A 17,860-nucleotide genomic window follows, 5' to 3' on the forward strand; every position below is an offset into this window, starting at 1 on the left:
CCCCATTAGAAAAGGGAGTGATCAATTTGCAACAGAAAATCGATTTAAATCAACCTGCTTTTTTTAATAATAGGGAACTTAGTTGGTTAGCGTTTAATAACCGAGTTTTGGAAGAAGCAATGGATGAACGGAATCCGTTGCTTGAACGGCTCAGATTCCTGGCGATTTTCAGTTCAAATCTCGATGAGTTTTATATGGTTCGGGTAGCCGGTCTCAAGGATCAGATAAAAGTAGGCTATATGAAGCCAGAAAATAAAGCGGGATTAACACCGAAAGAACAAATAACTGAAATTACGAAATTTACGCATGAAATGGTGTGCAGACAATACCTCACTTTCAAGCAACTACTACCGCTACTCGCAAAAGAGAATATTTCCTTTCTTTCAATCAAGGAACTTGAACACGATTCATTAATGTACCTGGAACAGCATTTTGACAAAGTTATTTTTCCTGTTTTAACACCGATGGCAATTGATGCTTACCGGCCTTTTCCTTTGTTGGCCAATAGAAGCATGAATATCGCCATTGTTCTTTCCGAAAAGGATGAATTATCAACTGACATAATAAAATTAGCAATTGTGCAAGTACCAAGAGGGTTCGCACGGTTTGTAGAAGTTCCAAACAAAGCAGAAAATGGCATCAAACAATTTGTATTAATTGAAGATTTGATAAGCCACTTTGTACATAAACTGTTTCATGGCTTACATGTTGAATCAGTGACTCAATTTCGCATCACCAGAAACGCAGATCTGGAAATACACGAAGAGGGCGCCAGAGACCTGTTAGAGGAAATTGAAGAAGAGTTGAAAATGAGAAAGTGGGGAGCGACCGTCCGTTTAGAAGTCGCCAAAGACTTTTTTGATCCTGAAATATTAACTTATTTATTAGATGAATTGGAAATACATGAAAAGGATATTTATTTTATCAACGGTCCTCTTGATTTAACGTTTTTATTCAGTTTTTACAAACAAATTGCTCCCGTCAAGGAACATCTCATTTTTGAAACGTATATGCCCCAGCCTCCGCAGGATCTTATCCAGAATACAAACGGGGAACAGCCACATATTTTTGATATTGCCGCAAGTAAAGATATTTTAATGCACCATCCTTATGAATCGTTTGAGCCTGTTATAGATTTAGTCAGGTGTGCCGCTGAGGACCCAAATGTGCTGGCCATTAAACAAACTCTTTACCGGGTCAGTGCAAGTTCCCCAATAATCGAAAATTTAAAAAAGGCGGCTGAAAATGGGAAGCAAGTGCTTGTTCTTGTTGAGCTGAAAGCGCGGTTTGATGAAGAGCATAATGTACATTGGGCAAAGGAACTCGAGAAGTCAGGCTGCCATGTTATTTACGGGAAAACGTCCTTGAAGACGCATAGTAAAATCACGCTCATTGTCCGCAAAATGAATGAAACCATTCAACGCTTTGTCCACCTGGCAACCGGAAATTATAATGAAGAGACAGCAAAGTTTTACACTGATTTAGGATTAATAACGTCAAATCCTGAATTCGGGATAGATGCGACAAATTTTTTTAATTATTTAAGCGGTTTTATGGAAAAACCGGATTTTCAGCATTTTTATGTGTCCCCTATGGATATTCGTAAATATTTAATTCGACTGGTTAACCAGGAAATAGAGTACCATCAGCAATTTGGGAACGGCAGGATCATTCTGAAAATGAATTCAGTCACAGACAAAAAAATAATCGTCAAGCTGTATGAAGCTTCACGGGCTGGAGTCAAGATCGATCTTATTGTGCGGGGAATTTGCTGCCTGCGTCCGAAGATCGAAGGGGTTAGTGACAATATCCGGGTCATCAGCATTGTTGGCCGTTATTTAGAGCATAGCAGAATATACTACTTTCATCACAATGGCCGAGAAAAAATGATCCTTTCCTCCGCTGATTTAATGACGCGCAACATGGAAAAACGTGTTGAAATTGCCTTTCCTGTTATCAACGATGAGCTGAAGGCTCGGCTGAAAAAAATGCTAACAATTCAACTAAGTGATAATGCTAAAGCCCGCGAACAAGACCAATATGGGAATTATTCTTATGTAACAAGAAATGCTGATGACCAGGAAATCGACAGTCAAATGATCTTTTTGGGTATGGCGTACCAGGTGACTGATGATGAAGAATAACAGGTGTTATGAACGCTCATTTTGCCCTAGTTCAACCATTCAAGTAAAGGGGGAGTGGTGCTGTAGTGACCGCCCTGATGCCCAAGGAGTATCACTTATGAATGCACTTATTTTAGTAAGTAATTTAAACGCGAAGGGCTGGAGAAGAAAAGCCAACATATGATCCCATTACGGGGTAAGTGGACAGGACAAAGAAAGGTAAAAGTTTTGGTTAGCAGAAGGATATCTTTTTTTCGAACATGTTGGAAATGGGTATGCGATGAACACGGATTTCGAGCTTACTCCACTCATCTTTCGTGGCGAATCGCCGTTTGTGATTGCTGATGAAATTTTGAAAGATAATGTCGACGATGTGCTTGAAGCAATATTAATAAAATATTATCACAAAGTTGAAAGCAGTGATTATGTGGATTACTATGATATTTTGGAAGAATTGGAGTGGGAATTATCATCTAAACAGCAAAAATACCTTGCTTTAGTCTCAGACATTCAATTCATTGATCGGAAATACCGGAAGATGATAACGTGATATAGACGCATAATGTCTCTATTGCTCTTTAATATTAAGGATGATAAGAACTATGATTAGAAATAAATATAGATTTATCCTCCAAAAAACCATTTCTTCAAATTAATATGACGAAGCCACCCGGAAAAGCCAGTAAGTATTGAAACTTACCGGAAAATCCAGTAAGTATTGAAACCTACCGGATTTTCCGGTAATATTTTTTGTGTACATAGCTCCCAGTATGTGTATAATTCGATGTATAGCAACAATTTTATAAGATTTCAATGAAACAGAGGGATTCGAATTGGAAGATAAAATAATTAAAAAATGTGTTTGTATATCAGCGGATGTCATTGACTCCAGAGTCAAAAGCAAACACAAGGAACTTGTAGATATAGCTAATGAACTTAATCTTAAATATGAAAATGAAATAATAACTAAATTTACAGTCAGAGCCGGAGATGAAATTTTTGGCGTAGTACACGACTTTGATAAAGGATATCGTGTATTTAAAGATCTATTTAAATTATCAAAAACACACCAGGTACCATTGTATGTCGGCGTAGGTTTTGATGATATATTTAACCAGAATCTTATTGACCCAAATACAGTAAATGGAAAGGCGATTTGGAATTCAGCTGATGCAATAAAAATTCTTAAAGATAGCAAAAAAATAGCTCATTTAAAAACCTTAGATAAAAATTTCTTGTTTTTATTTCTGGTTGGTCATAAATTCAATCATTATATGGCAATAAATTATTTATTGTATTTTATCATTGAGAAAGTCATAAAAAGAACAGAAAAACAAAATAAAGCAATAGAATTAATAGAGAACAATCCAGATAAGAATTATAAAGAAATAGGCTTAAATTTAGACTATGACATAAACAATGCCGAATCCAATATAAGTAAACTACTTAACAGAGCTGAATACAATATTGTAAAAGAAGCAGAAGAAAATCTAATCAATTTAATAAATATTTTATATGAAAATGAAAGGAATCAATAAGTAATATGATAATCATGTTCTTAATATTTGTATTGGCGCATTGTTTATCTGATTTTATTATTCAAACCGATTCGATTATCAAGAAAAAACAGGACAATAGTAATAGAGTTTTTAATGAAGGAATTTTTATTCATATAATACACCATTTTATTATTGGTGTTATGTTACTGGTTTTATTTGGAAATATCAAAATAAATCTGGTATTTGCTCTTATCATTATTTGTTTTGTACATTATTTTATTGATCTATTGAAAATTAAATACGATGAGAAAATGATAGAATACACTAAAAATGATGAATCCTGGAGAAAAAACATATTCTATTTTTTGCTTGAAAAAAGAACGATACTTTTTTTACTGGATCAAACCGTACATATTTTAACTATATATATGGTCCTAAAATTTTTTAACTACGTCTTTTCAATTAATGAAATAGCCAGTTTAGTTATTGATTTTTATCAAGACGCAATAACTATAAGTTTAACAACAAAAATCACTTCTGTTGCAATTTTATTAATACTACTAACATGGGGCAGTAGTTATTTAATAGCTGAGTTCTTTAAGGACATAAAGAAAGAATTAAATATGAATCCAGAAATCACAGCAAGTATAGAAGATCATCAACAAGGTGAATATTTATCAATAATAGAATCACAAATAAATGCTTTAAATCGAAATATAACGGTTGAACGGACATGGGAATTTTCAGCTAGTGAAAACGAAAAGAGAAGCATAAAAATCCAATTTCAGAATTTCAATGAGGCAGATAACAACTCCGTAGGAAAATATATAGGTATCTTCGAGAGAATTTTAATAGCCATTTTCGTTTTTCTCGGTGCTTATCAAGGTTTAGTACTGTTAGGGGGATTTAAAACTCTTACAAGATTCAAGCAGTTTGAAGATAAATCATTTGCAGAATATTATTTAATCGGCACTTTGTTTAGCATGCTCATAGGAGTAACCATCGGAGAAATAATCAAAAAAATAGTAATGAACTAACCCATTGAAAAACTACTGTACTATTGGAATGAAGTTTTAATTTTTCAGTACACATATCCCCATGAAGCTGGACTATTGTTGGTTATTGAGCAATGGACTCGCAACACCGACTTCCCGATCCTACAATTCACTACTTGTTAGGAAAGATAAATAAAGGATGTAATAATGAGTCCAGAGCCTATCGAAACATCGGTAGGATTTTTTTTGTTTAGTATACATCCTGATGAACCAAATCATCAATGACGCAGACGCAAATTTTTTGAAATATGTTCCTTGTATAGTTTTCACCCGGTAATCAAGGCGGACATTAAGCACATTTTCTGTCGTGTTTATTTTGAGAGAATCCTCAGTTCTCCTTTCTCTTTATTAGCTACAGCTAGTCCCAGAAGCAGCATCTGGCTTGCCACCTTAGTCACAGATTTTTTCAGCATGTCTCGGTATTTACATTTGTGCTCTGACGCCTTATTAATAATGTGATCATCCTGTTTCCGTTATGAACGGTGTTTACGGAGACCCAATAAAAATAGGCATTTGAAACAGTAACAATACCCAATTATAGTTCATATTTTGTTGGGGAGAAGATTCGATCGAAGTACTAGTGGATTCACCTAGTACACAGTTGTTTTTCTGATTATCTAGGTTCTGTTCCCCTGTCGTGTTGCTGGCACACTTTGTTAATTTAATTTACGGAGGTTATGAAAATGAATGATTTCCAAAGCCAACTTCAAATGTTGAATATTGGCGATTTCCAGGCGAACGAGGCAGTTCCTTGGGACCAAAACCAGTACTATATTGATCAGTCTCGACAATGCGGTGGCGGTTTTGGTGGTTGTTTTGGTCGTTGCTTTAGCTGCTTTAATTGCTTTCGCTGTTTTAGTTGCTTTAACTGCTTTAACTGCTTTAGTTGCTTCCGTTGTTCTAATTGCTTTAGCTGCTCTCGTTGCGGTGGTCGTTGCGGAGGTTAATAGTTCTAGTTTTCTTACGTAAACCCTAACAAGAGGCTGCCCCTGCATAAGCGCAGGGGCTTTTCACTTTAACATTAGACATAAGAGACAAATTGCGGCACATAGGATGATAGTAAACGTGATTCTACAGATTTGAGAATAAATCACGTGTAAGGAGGAGCGGAATGACAAATTTGATCCCTTCTATGCGTCTGAAAGTGAAAAGGGACACGTTTTTTCTCCCTGATCCAAATAGCAGTGTGTACTTTCGCAACAACTTAAGTTCGTTCCGTATGGAAGGCAGTTCAATTGATCAGTGGGTTGAGAAGCTGTTACCGATGTTCAACGGGGAGTACACATTGAGGGATTTGACAGACGGTTTGCCTGAGCCATACCGGGATCGGGTGTATGAGATTGCAGGAGTGCTGTATCGAAACGGGTTTGTTCAGGATGTGAGCCAACACCGCCCGCATCAATTGTCGGACCAGCTTCTAAAAAAGCATGCTTCTCAAATTGAATTTGTGGACAGTTTATGCGATTCTGGTGCTTACCGTTTTCAAGCCTATCGTCAGGCCAAAGTGTTGGCAGTTGGCTCTGGTCCTTTTTTTGTTTCGTTGGTTTCTGCTTTGATTGAATCCGGATTACCCAAATTCCATGTTCTAATCACAGACTCGGTACCAACCAATAGGCGGCGGTTGGAGGAACTGGCGGTACATGCTCTTAAAACAGACCCCGAGGTCGCGATAGAGGAGGTCACCTTGCATAAAGAGTGTGTGAGTTCATGGCGGGAGATTGTGCAGCCGTTTGATTCAATTTTGTATGTATCGCAGGAGGGAGATGTTGAGGAACTACGGGTTCTTCATTCGGTTTGCAGGAAAGAGAAGAAGATGTTACTCCCAGCAATATGCCTGCAGCAGATGGGTCTAGCGGGTCCGTTAGTTCATCCGGACTTTGAGGGCTGCTGGGAGTCTGCGTGGCGCCGCATACACCATACTGCGTTTTATAAAGACCAACAATTATCCGCCTACTCTAACATAGCGGGAGCGATGTTGGCCAATGTGATCGTGTTTGAATTGTTTAAACAGGTTACAGGAACAGTGAACGAAGTGGAACAGAAGAATCAATTCTTCCTGCTTGATTTGGATACGATGGAAGGAAATTGGCATTCGTTCATACCTCACCCACTGGTGACAGGACGGATATCGGCTGAATGGGTTGAAGATTTCGATATGCGGCTCGAACGGGGCGTCAGCAGAGGTGAGCCGAGTGAATTGCTTCTTTACTTTAACCAGTTGACATCAGAGGAATCAGGCATTTTCCATATTTGGGGGGAGGAGGATTTAAAGCAGCTGCCGTTGGCTCAGTGCCGCGTTCAGGCAGTCGACCCGTTGTCGAAGGGACCGGCTGAGCTATTGCCTAACATAGTCTGTACAGGTCTGACGCATGAGGAGGCACGGCGAGAAGCAGGTCTTGCAGGGATTGAAGCGTATGTGTCACGAATGGTCGATGTGCTCGTTCCGACTCTAACTCCACTTCAGGAAGTAGAGGTTAGCATGGTAGAACCACAAGAATTTGTCGGCGTCGGAGCGGGGGAAACGTTTGCGGAAGGCGTTTGCCGCGGGTTGCAAAGGTGTTTGGTCGAGGAGCTGAGCAAGCAACAGGTCAATCAGAAGAAATCTGCCTCCCGCGTGCAGTTGAGTGCCGTAGAAGATGAACGCTGCCGCTTTTATTTGCAGGCACTGACTACGAAGCAGGGAGCACCGATAATCGGCTTGGGGGAGGAAGTATCCGGTTTCCCTGTGGTATGGGTTGGTACGAACGGTCGCTGGTATGGTAGTGTAGGCTTGAATAAAACAATGGCGTTGCGGACTGCGTTACAACAGGCGCTTACGAAGGCACAAAACCAAGGGGCTTGCCTCACGACGGAAGCGTTTGAGGTTTCGTCCCTGCTTCTGGAAGAAAGGGTGCCGCTAAACCTAGTAATCCCTGTATGTGAAGAGACGGCACAAACCGAGGTCTTGCAGTCCGCCATGGAGTCATTGGAACGGAACGGCAAGCGGCTTTTCGTGTTCGAACTACTATTGGAACCATTTTTAAAAGAGGAACTGGCAGGGGTTTTCGGTGTGTTGTTACGAGAGGAGGAAACCGGGTGAGTACTGTCGTGGATGTTGTCGGCGAAGGATTGTTGGCGGACCTGGCGTGCACAGAACTGTCCGCCCAATACCAGGTAGTTCGACATACCGATTTCGAGGCAGGAGTATCAGAAGCGACTGATTTGGTTCTGGTGTTGCACGATGCCTGGAATCCCTCCGTTCACCAAAAGGCGGAACAGGTGTTGCGACCAACCGGCATCCCTTGGCTGCGAGGCTTCGTTTCGTTTGGCGAGGGCGTGGTCGGGCCTATGGTTCACGTTAGTAAGCCGGGGTGCTCCCAGTGTGCGGACATGCGACGTCTCATGGCAGGACGAGAGCGTAAAGAGATGTCGGAGATGCAACAGAAACTTGCGGCGCACGGTGGAATGTCGGGTGATGCGTGGGCATCGCGCACGGGACTATTGCAGATGGCCTACCTGCTCAAGGCGGAGGTCCAAAGGTTTTTGGAAGGTGATCAGGCTTACTCGAAAGAACGGGTATGTTTAATCAATCTCAAAACACTGAAGAGTTCATGGCATTCCTTTCTGCCCGACCCGTTGTGTCCGGTTTGCAGTCAAATACCCGACGATTCACCAACCGCGGCCCGAATTTCGCTGCAACCAAGTCCGAAAATTAGCATCGATAGTTACCGCTGCCGGTCGATGAATGATCTGAGTAAAGTTCTAGTCAAAGACTATCTGGATAATCGGACTGGCTTTTTGAATGGGAAAATGTATGACCTGGTGCCGCCATTTGCCGATGTAAGTGTTAATCTGCCGTTGTTCATGGGGGACGAGGGAGCAGCAGGCCGGACTCATTCATACGCGGTAAGTGAGTCGACTGCCATTTTGGAGGGTTTGGAGCGATACTGCGGTCTGGCACCCCGTGGCAAACGGACAGTAGTTCATGACAGTTTCCGCAATCTGAAAGATCAAGCGCTCAATCCTATCATGGTAGGAGTACACGCAAAGGAACATTATGCGCAGCCTGGTTTTCCGTTCAAACCGTTTAATCCTGATCACTCAATCAATTGGGTATGGGGATACTCGTTTTTGCAGGAGCGTCCGATTCTGGTTCCTGAGTTGCTTGCCTATTACAGCCTGGGCTGCGGTCAGGGATTTGTCTATGAAACTTCCAACGGATGTGCGTTAGGCGGAAGTTTGGAGGAGGCCATTTTCCATGGTATTTTGGAAGTGGTTGAGCGAGATTCGTTCCTCATGACTTGGTACGCGCAGCTGACCCTCCCGCGTCTTGACCCTAATTCCGCCAACGACCAAGAATTGCAGTTGATGGTTGACCGTGTGCGGGCGGTGGCAGGATATGACCTTTATTTGTTTAACTCTACGATAGAGAACGGAATTCCAAGCGTTTTGGCGTTGGCGAAAAACAGGAAGCAAAAGGGATTGAATCTTATCTGTGCGGCCGGAGCTCATCTGGACCCGGTCCGGGCAGTGAAAAGCGCGGTTCATGAGTTGGCGGGCATGATGATGACACTTGACGAGAAATTTGAGGCGAACCAGGAGGAGTATGTGCGAATGTTGAACGATTCTTCCCTGGTGCAAAAGATGGATGATCATGGCATGCTGTACGGTTTGCCGCAAGCGCAAGAGCGCCTGCAGTTTTTGCTGGACGATAATCGTACTTTGCAATCTTTTGAGAAGGAATTCAAGTTGAAGGCGAGGCATGCAGACCTGACCGATGATCTTCAGGACATTCTTAAGGAGTTTCGCCGATTGAACCTTGATGTGATTGTGGTAAATCAGACGACACCGGAAACCATAAGAAACGGACTGTATTGCGTTAAAGTGCTGATTCCGGGGATGTTGCCGATGACATTTGGACATCACCTTACCCGCGTAACTGGGCTGGAGAGGGTGTTGACGGTACCGATGGAACTGGGGTATGCGAACCAACCGCTGGCACTTGAACAGCTCAATCCACATCCGCATCCGTTTCCATAAATGGTGACTAGGAGGTAGGAACATGAGTCTAGAGGCGTTTCTGCACAATCTACATTTTGACATTGACAAAGCAAGCCCCCCGGACTGGGAAGTGGATTGGGAAAATGCACCGCTTGCATATAAGCTCTATCGAGGCTTGCCCGTGGTTCCGTTTTCTCTGGAAGTACCGCTGACGCTTGAAGGATGGGAATCGCCTGCAAAGCCTGACACTCGCAGAATCGGTGATTTTCTTTGGTATGTATTCGGACTTACTCAATTATCACAGTCAGTCTTTACCTTGGATTCCACAAAAAAAACTGCGGGCCTAATGCAGTCGTATCGGCGCTTTGCTCCTTCCGGTGGAGCGTTGTATCCAAACGAATTGTACGTGTATCTGAAGATGGAGGATTTGCCTGCCGGGGTATACCATTATGATGTGGCACACCACCGCTTGGTGTTGTTGCGAGAAGGCAATTTAGATTCATATATAGCCCGGGCTCTTGGTAATCGCTGTGATTTGTCCGCTTGTTTCGGTGCTGTTTTTGTATCGACAATGTTTTGGAAAAATTTCTTTAAATACAATAACTTGGCCTACCGTCTGCAAGGGTTGGATGCTGGTGTGCTGATCGGACAGCTGCTGGAAGTGGCGAAACGGTTTGGTTTCGCATCGGGGGTGTACTTCCAATTTCTTGATCGGACCATCAACCATCTGCTTGGGCTATCCGAGCAGGATGAGAGCGTGTATGCGGTTATCCCGCTATCGGTGGAACCTACGATCTGGTCTTCTAGCGGGAGGGACAAAGACGTGATCGTCTCTGCCGCCGAATTGTGTCGAGAGATGACAGCGATTCAGCATAATCTCTACATCCGGTCACAGAGGGTCATAGAGTATCCGATGTTAACTAAGATGAATGAAGCGTCCATGCTGGAGTCAACGCAATCGTTTAGGGAGATCAAAGCGAAGGAGAGTATGAATTGTGAGGATCAAGCGGTAGCCCTGCCTTACGTGAAGCGGTTGCCGTATGATCTCGCGTCGGTCTGCCGACAGCGGTATTCACCGGATATGGATTTCGTTTTGGGAAAGGTAAGTCAACCGCAACTGGCCGCTCTGCTACAGGAGGCGACGGCTTCCTTCTCGTATAGAAATGATTTGGATGGAGCACATAAGAAGCACGAGTCCCGTGTCTCACTGTATGGCTGTTTGTATAATGTTGAAGGCATTCCGGATGGTGCTTATCGTTATGACAGCGATGCTCATGCGTTACGACAGGTACATCCCGGAGATCATCGACTTCGGTTGCAATACGGATTGTCTCTAGATAATGTAAATTTATTCCAAGTACCGCTTTGCCTACATGTGGCAGGAGACAAGGATCACTTCAAAACGGCACTGGGGTACAGAGGATATCGGATTCAACAAATGGAAGCAGGTATGCTCGTGCAACGATTACTGTTAGCAGCGTCAGCCATCGGGATGGGGGGGCACCCACTCCTTGGGTTTGATGCCAACTTGAGTGATGAGATATACAATATGGATCCACAAGGCAAAACCAGCCTAATCCAAATCCCGACAGGCCTCTATCGACATCGACCTTGGTTGAAGGGGAGTTTGCATGGCTAAGTAAGGCAAGAATGAGAACTTTGGAGCAGTTGCGAGTAAATTCGTTATTCAACTTTTGCAGTTTAAAAATTAGCACTAAACCTTGACTGATCAAATGAAAACACTTCCTGTCCTCGTAACACCTTTTGATAAACAATTAGAGGCTATCGTATATAAAGAACATATAACTTTATTTGATTTAATAATTTAGACATTAAAAAGGGTAGTCTTTCCGTGGAAAGGCTATCCTTACTGTCATATTATCGAGATCAATTTGCTGGCCAACTAAGGTCCTAACTCTTTCGTATTCGATTTGCTGAAGGACTTTTATCGACTTTTCAATTTTGGAAGTTGCGTTCTGAGATTACTTCCGAATTCACGCAGGTTGGTAATCCCATATACCGCTGTTGGGTTAAAGGCAAATACGATCTTCCTAAACTAGCAAAGATTATATATAATAATGCTACCGATGATTGTATCAAGTATAAAAGGGACCTTATGTCACAGCGCTTAGAAGAACAGTTAGGTTATTAGTCAATTAGGAGAGATAAGTCTGAAATAAATATGTAGAAGCACCCAATAAAAAAAGAGCATAGAAAACAAGCCATCTATTGATGACTTTTGGAAATATATGCTTGATAGAAAATATCAAGTAGCAACAGCCATTACACGATAACCAAGCCTTGGAAATGAAAATTCAGTTACTAACTCCCAAATTAGAGAATACATTCATAAAAAGCGGACAGAAGTAAATGATGGTACAATTAACGCTCAAATCTTACTGTACTGTGTTAATTCATCAACTAGATTGCATTACCCAGAAAATCAGAAACCTCGAAGAGCTGAACATATATATGCTTATCTAAAACTTTTTTTCATTATAGCGCGGAAATGACAAAAAATATAAATTCTTGTGTCTGCTTTATTGACTATCAAAAATCTTAATACTTGGATAAACCAAATTGGTCTCTCCCTTTGAGAAAAACATTTTTTATTTAAAACTGTTTAAAAGAATAAAAGCATCTTTATCCAATTTTAATCTTGCATATCATATGATATTGATAATATAATATGATATATATCATATTAAGGAGTGTGTTGAAATGCCCTATCCAAAAAATCATAAACAAAAAAGTCGCGAAGCGATCATTCAAAGTGCATCGAGGGCATTCAGAAAATCCGGTATAGATTCAGTCAGTGTTCCTAAAATCATGAACGCTGCGGGTCTTACCCATGGAGGATTTTATGCTCATTTTGAGAGTAAAGACCAATTGGTTGCTGAAGCATGCCTAGAGGGGATGAAGGAAACAATTGACTTCTTCAGAAAAATTACGACAAGCCTTACTCCGAGTGAAAGCCTTATTAAAATCATCCAAATCTACCTTAGTATGGAACATTTGCATAAACCGGAACAGGGATGTGTGCTTCCCACATTGGGCAGTGAAGTAAGACAACAGTCTGATTTAGTTCGCAACTCCTATACAGAAAGCTTACATGAACTGATTGATTTGTTGCGTAAATTTTTACCCGAATCGTATAAAAACGAGGCAATATTTATTGTTTCTAGTATGGTTGGCGCCATGATGTTGGCACGTGCAATCAATGATCCTGACATGAGTGAAACGATTATCGTAACTTGCCAGGAACAACTGAAAGTTCATATTCGAAGTCTTTTTTAATAAAACCCGTGTTGGTACCTTTTATTTTTTTAACATAATATATGATAGTCATCATATTGTATTAGGATCATCATAATATTGCGACTGGGGAGGAAAAATGAATGAATCAAAATTTCAATGAACACCCTTCGGTTCAAAATTATTATCTCCACAAGAATAAACAGAATGAAACATCTGTGCTGGAGGCATCCTGGCTGCGGGATTTATGCTTGCAGTCGGGCGCTGATGATGTCGGGTTTGTATCGATTGATCGACCTGAATTGGATGATCAGCGTGCAGAAATTAAGTCTCTTTTTCCACAAGTGGAAACATTGATTTGTTTTGTTTGTAAGATGAATCGAGAACCTGTAAGATCCCCGGCTCGTTCTATTGCCAACATCGAATTTCATCACGTCCATGATCAGATTACTGAAGTAGGACACCGTATTGTCAGAGAATTAGAGTCTAAAGGGATAAGGGCGATGAACGAACCGATGGGTTTCCCGATGGAGGTGATGAGAGAGGGGAAGCCATGGGTGATTTCTCATAAGCCCATTGCAGTTGCGGCAGGATTAGGAAAAATGGGGATTCATCGGAATGTCATTCATCCTAGATTCGGAAACTTTATTGTTTTAGGGACTGTTGTCATAAATGTCAAAGTAAATGAAGAAAGCAAGCAAATTGATTACAACCCATGCCTGGAATGCAAATTATGTGTGGCAGCCTGTCCAGTAGGAGCGATCGGGGCAGATGGACATTTCAATTTTTCCGCTTGTTTTACGCATAATTATCGCGAATTTCTTGGTGGGTTTTCAGATTGGGTAGAAAATTTGGTGGAAAGCAAGAACACGAAAGAATATCGGAGTAAAGTTAGCGAGGGAGAAACACTATCAATGTGGCAAAGTTTGTCCTTCGGTGCCAATTATAAGGCAGCATATTGTATGGCTGTATGCCCCGCAGGTGAAGATGTGATTGGAACGTATATCGAGAACCGTAAGCAGTTTGTGCGTGAGATTGTAAACCCGTTGCAAAAACAGGAAGAAACCGTGTATGTTGTTCGGGGTTCTGACGCCGAGGAATATGTGCAGAGACGATTTCCACATAAGAAAGTGAAGCAAGTTCCTAGTCCACTGCAGCCACCTTCTTCCGTGAAGGCATTGATCTTTTCGATGCCGCATGTCTTTCAACGGAACCAGGCAAAACACCTTGATGCAACCTATCACTTTACCTTTTCTGGAAAGGAAGAGTTGGAAGCGGCAATTCATATTAAGGACAAAAAAATTGAAATTCAGAGTCAATTAACTGGAAAACCTGATGTGCATGTTTTTGCTGACAGTGAAACATGGCTTAAATTTATCAGAAAAGAAATTCATATTTTAAAGGCAATTTTGACACGGAAAATCAAAGTGAAAGGGAATGTGCGTTTGTTGAAATCGTTTGCCCGGTGTTTCCCATCTTAGTCACCGGGAACTGCAAAAGGTGGTGGATCATACACCAGAGAACACTCCTAACGCAGCGTCCGTACAATACAAACCTAATTTCAATGTATTAACATCGGATCCTGTCATTTTGGCTGACCTTGAAAAAGATCCCCTGCAGCACCAAATGAAAACCATTGGACTGGCAAGAGGGATGCTGGACGCTATCAAAAGAGTACTAAATAATGGCCACACATTAAACGTTCCTTTGCTGATGATGCACGGGTTAAAAGATCGAATTGTTCCGCCGGAAATGACCCGGATTTTCTTTGAGAAAGTGATGTTCGACGACAAGAAATGGATTGGATATCCCGAAATGCTGCATAACCCGCAAGATGATATACAAAGGGACCAGATTTTTGCGGATTGTATACATGGCTTAAGAAACACTCTGAAAACAGGGTGGGTCATAAACAATGAAGTTACAATCAGGGCGGCTGGAAGCGTTTTTCTTGTGCCAGAATGTGACTGGCTTAAACATAGAAGAAGACAGGCAAGAGAAAATTTTAATAGGGTTGTTTGGAGGATTTTACTAATGAGCCGGAAATCCGTGGCTCCGGAAATTGAATTGGGCGAATTTTCTCGTTGAGACACTGAAAAGTCTCATAGGAAAAGGCAAATCTTTTTTGGATTTTAAAAAATCTACTTAAATTGGAGGGGTTATGATGTTAAACAAAGATGTTGTTCTCTACAATGAAGAAAATGGAATTGCAAGAATTACATTAAACAGACCGGAGGCACTAAATGCCTTAAACCTGGATGTACTTGAACAACTTTCGTCCATTCTGGAGACAATTAAAAGTGATAATAGTATAAAGGCAGTAATCATTACCGGTGCCGGGGAAAAAGCATTTTCCGCAGGTGCGGACATTCAGTTTCTCAATAAAGCTACTCCTCTGGAAGTAAGGGATTTAGCTCAGTTAGCTGTTGCGGTTAATAATAAAATAGAATCATTGGGGAAATTAGTAGTTGCCGCTATCAATGGTTTCGCACTAGGAGGTGGACTTGAGTTAGCTGAAGCCTGCATGCTCCGTGTTTCTGCTCATCATGCCAGATTGGGTCATCCTGAAGTCCGTATTGGAGCTATTGCTGGTTTTGGAGGAACTACAAGGCTCCCCAGACTTGTAGGTAAGGGACGTGCTGCAGAATTGTTGCTCACCGGAAATACGATAAACACAGACGAAGCTTACAGAATAGGATTGATTAATAGGATCGTTGAACCTGATAAGTTACTATTAGAAACAGAAACTCTTGTCCTGGAAGTTTTGTCTCAGGCTCCTGTCGCTGTAAAACTGACATGGGAGGCAATTCATCGAGGCGGTAACCTATCTTTGGAAGAGTCCGCTCTTCTCGGTGCTGATTACTTCGGTTTGATAGCTGCTTCAGAGGATTTTAGAGAAGGAACTAAATCATTCTTGGAAAAGACAACGCCATCATTTAAAGGAAGATAATAATCAAAGCAATTTACAATTACCTCTATTGGTTCAACTAATTATATAAATAGAATTAGCCCTAGGCGTAATGCTTTAGAAAGTGCTTCTGGAAGCAGTTCGTCTGTAACTTTTTAAAGATTGCTAGTTGAATGTTACTCTGCAGGACGAACACTCATAAAAAATTGTTAAGAAATTTGTTTATTGAGTTTTTCCTTCAGCAATACAATGCAGAATATCTATTGCTTTTTCGATAAGGTTAAATTGACTAAACTTTCTTTAGAATCACTAAAGTAATCCTTGCTCAGTAATTGCAGTAAGGATTTTTTTATGAATAATAAAAATTATGGTAAAATTAAGAAATTTAAATGAGTTTAATATGAGTCATAATGTAATATTTTAAAATTTTCCAAAGAAACATAAAACCAAAATATAGAGGGTGTCGTCTAAATTGGAAAAGAGAGGAGGCTATCATGTTTGAAAGGGAGAGATCGGAAGCAGAGACACACGACAGTTTAAGCCGGGAAGACCGGCTTGTGTGGTTGATGGAGGAGTACGGAAAGAGCGTGGTTCGACTGGCATATACATATGTTCGCCAAAAGCAGTTAGCTGAAGATATTGCACAGGAAGTATTCATAAAATGCTATAAAAATTTGAATATGTTTCGCAACGAATCGTCATATAAAACATGGATTTATCGGATAACAGTTAATAAGTGCAAAGATGTTATGAAAAGCTGAGCTTATAAAAATGTCCTCTTTACCAATATATTTAGTCCTAAATGGAATCGCTCGCAGGAATCGACAGAAGCAAAAGTATTACTCAATGAAGAAAATCTTTTCATTTCCGAGAAGGTCGTTTCGCTTCCGAATTCACGCAGGCTAATAATCCCGTATACCGTGTTTGGGTTAAAGGTAAATACGATCTTCCTAAACTAGCAAAGATTATATATAATAATGCTACCGATGATTGCATCAAGTATAAAAGGGATCTTATGTCACAGCGGTTAGAAGAACAATTAGCTTATTAGCCAATTAGGAGAGATAATCATGTGGAAAAAAATTGACGGACGATTAGTTGCGACAACAGATGAATCCAGGGTCAAATTTAGAACTAACGTGAGCAAATCTATTATTGATCAATTAAATAAAGCTGCAGCAGAATATGATACTCATGTTAATTACCTAATCGAAAATGGTCTGAAGAAAGTTTTGTCTGAAGGAGTTATAACATACAATAAAGAAACCAGGCCTAAAGATCGTATTCAATATAAAACTACATATGACAAAGAACTGTTGGAGAAAGTTAAAGAGTTTGCAAAGGAGCACAATTTGTTTATTAATGACGTTATTGAATATAGCGTTAAATTTATTGATGTTGAAAATCTCAAACATAGTGGATATAAACACAGAATAGAGTAGACTGTTTTTCATATTTCAAATAACGCCCCCAACATAATATATATTATAGGTAGTTCTATAAATTATTAATTTCATATCTCAAATACCAAGTATACTCATGATAATGAGATGAAAAAGAAAATTTCATTATTTTAGATCACTACCGAATTCTAATCTTAAATAACCTATATTCCGTTATACGCATTCAACTTATTAAATTTTAAACAGATAAAATAAATGTTAGCTCACTAGCTATGTGCAGAATCCAACTGATGCATTAAAACTAATCAACCAGGTTTGTGTATGTATTATCTTAAAAAGCTATTAGCAACAATCGTGATTTTTATGATTGTTGCCCCATTTCCACCCTCCCTGAACGCTATTAGTTTACATAATATAATTATGGGATCATATATCTTTAAACTCCTTCTAACTGATCATTAAATTAAATGACTATCCTCCAGTGTTCTGCAGGCACGCCTCCCACCTGTTTCTCTGCTAACGTTTTCATTATAAGTGTAAAAAAAAATAGTCCCAAGCTAGAATTTAACTCGGAACCCTTCTCTCCATGGTCAGACATCAAAATTCGACTTAATTAGGACTTTGGACATTATGCTTA

At 40.5% G+C, this 17,860-nt stretch carries 14 protein-coding genes and 1 pseudogene; all 15 read left to right on the forward strand.

Features of this window, described 5'->3' with window-relative positions; genetic code table 11:
* Window positions 1-26 precede the first annotated feature (26 nt).
* Window positions 27-2,144, forward strand: coding sequence for an RNA degradosome polyphosphate kinase (locus tag CVD23_RS08290; RefSeq protein ID WP_374702623.1), 2,118 nt, complete (start codon window positions 27-29; stop codon window positions 2,142-2,144).
* Window positions 2,145-2,403: 259 nt separating this feature from the next.
* On the forward strand, window positions 2,404-2,673 hold the full coding sequence (locus CVD23_RS08295) for a hypothetical protein (protein WP_101665724.1): 270 nt from the start codon (window positions 2,404-2,406) through the stop codon (window positions 2,671-2,673).
* Window positions 2,674-2,956: 283 nt separating this feature from the next.
* Window positions 2,957-3,661, forward strand: coding sequence for a SatD family protein (locus CVD23_RS08300; RefSeq protein ID WP_101665725.1), 705 nt, complete (start codon window positions 2,957-2,959; stop codon window positions 3,659-3,661).
* A gap of 5 nt (window positions 3,662-3,666) precedes the next feature.
* Window positions 3,667-4,659 carry a DUF3307 domain-containing protein gene (locus CVD23_RS08305; RefSeq protein ID WP_101665726.1) on the forward strand — a complete coding sequence of 331 codons (993 nt, stop codon included), beginning with the start codon at window positions 3,667-3,669 and terminating at the stop codon, window positions 4,657-4,659.
* Window positions 4,660-5,387: 728 nt separating this feature from the next.
* A complete protein-coding gene (locus CVD23_RS08310; protein ID WP_308314930.1) occupies window positions 5,388-5,624 on the forward strand; it encodes a heterocycloanthracin/sonorensin family bacteriocin in 237 nt (78 codons plus the stop codon).
* Between the two features lie 164 nt (window positions 5,625-5,788).
* Window positions 5,789-7,756 (forward strand): putative thiazole-containing bacteriocin maturation protein, encoded by a 1,968-nt coding sequence (locus tag CVD23_RS08315; RefSeq protein WP_101665728.1) that lies wholly within the window; start codon window positions 5,789-5,791, stop codon window positions 7,754-7,756.
* Window positions 7,753-9,696, forward strand: coding sequence for a TOMM precursor leader peptide-binding protein (locus CVD23_RS08320; protein WP_101665729.1), 1,944 nt, complete (start codon window positions 7,753-7,755; stop codon window positions 9,694-9,696). The genes CVD23_RS08315 and CVD23_RS08320 overlap by 4 nt, the downstream gene beginning before the upstream one ends.
* A gap of 22 nt (window positions 9,697-9,718) precedes the next feature.
* Window positions 9,719-11,296 (forward strand): SagB family peptide dehydrogenase, encoded by a 1,578-nt coding sequence (locus CVD23_RS08325; protein ID WP_101665730.1) that lies wholly within the window; start codon window positions 9,719-9,721, stop codon window positions 11,294-11,296.
* A gap of 679 nt (window positions 11,297-11,975) precedes the next feature.
* Window positions 11,976-12,170: pseudogene (locus CVD23_RS22970) on the forward strand (DUF7669 domain-containing protein); the annotation flags it as partial.
* 208 nt (window positions 12,171-12,378) lie between these two features.
* A complete protein-coding gene (locus CVD23_RS08330) occupies window positions 12,379-12,954 on the forward strand; it encodes a TetR/AcrR family transcriptional regulator (protein WP_101665731.1) in 576 nt (191 codons plus the stop codon).
* A gap of 101 nt (window positions 12,955-13,055) precedes the next feature.
* The gene (locus tag CVD23_RS08335) at window positions 13,056-14,393 is read left to right on the forward strand and encodes an SCP2 sterol-binding domain-containing protein (protein ID WP_101665732.1); all 1,338 of its coding nucleotides are present in this window, start codon (window positions 13,056-13,058) and stop codon (window positions 14,391-14,393) included.
* Window positions 14,394-14,412: 19 nt separating this feature from the next.
* Window positions 14,413-15,000: a serine aminopeptidase domain-containing protein gene (locus CVD23_RS08340; protein ID WP_180955600.1), complete on the forward strand. Its 588-nt coding sequence runs from the start codon at window positions 14,413-14,415 to the stop codon at window positions 14,998-15,000.
* Between the two features lie 76 nt (window positions 15,001-15,076).
* Window positions 15,077-15,862 carry an enoyl-CoA hydratase-related protein gene (locus CVD23_RS08345; RefSeq protein WP_101665734.1) on the forward strand — a complete coding sequence of 262 codons (786 nt, stop codon included), beginning with the start codon at window positions 15,077-15,079 and terminating at the stop codon, window positions 15,860-15,862.
* A 452-nt stretch (window positions 15,863-16,314) separates the two neighbouring features.
* Window positions 16,315-16,581, forward strand: a complete 267-nt coding sequence (locus CVD23_RS22415) for a sigma-70 family RNA polymerase sigma factor (RefSeq protein ID WP_257988185.1) — start codon at window positions 16,315-16,317, stop codon at window positions 16,579-16,581.
* A 309-nt stretch (window positions 16,582-16,890) separates the two neighbouring features.
* Complete coding sequence (locus CVD23_RS08355; RefSeq protein WP_101665735.1) at window positions 16,891-17,262, forward strand: rRNA methyltransferase; 372 nt, start codon at window positions 16,891-16,893, stop codon at window positions 17,260-17,262.
* The last annotated feature ends 598 nt before the right edge of the window (window positions 17,263-17,860 follow it).

It is taken from the genome of Bacillus sp. V33-4 (genome assembly GCF_002860225.1).
Taxonomy (GTDB): domain Bacteria; phylum Bacillota; class Bacilli; order Bacillales; family Cytobacillaceae; genus Bacillus_BJ; species Bacillus_BJ canaveralius.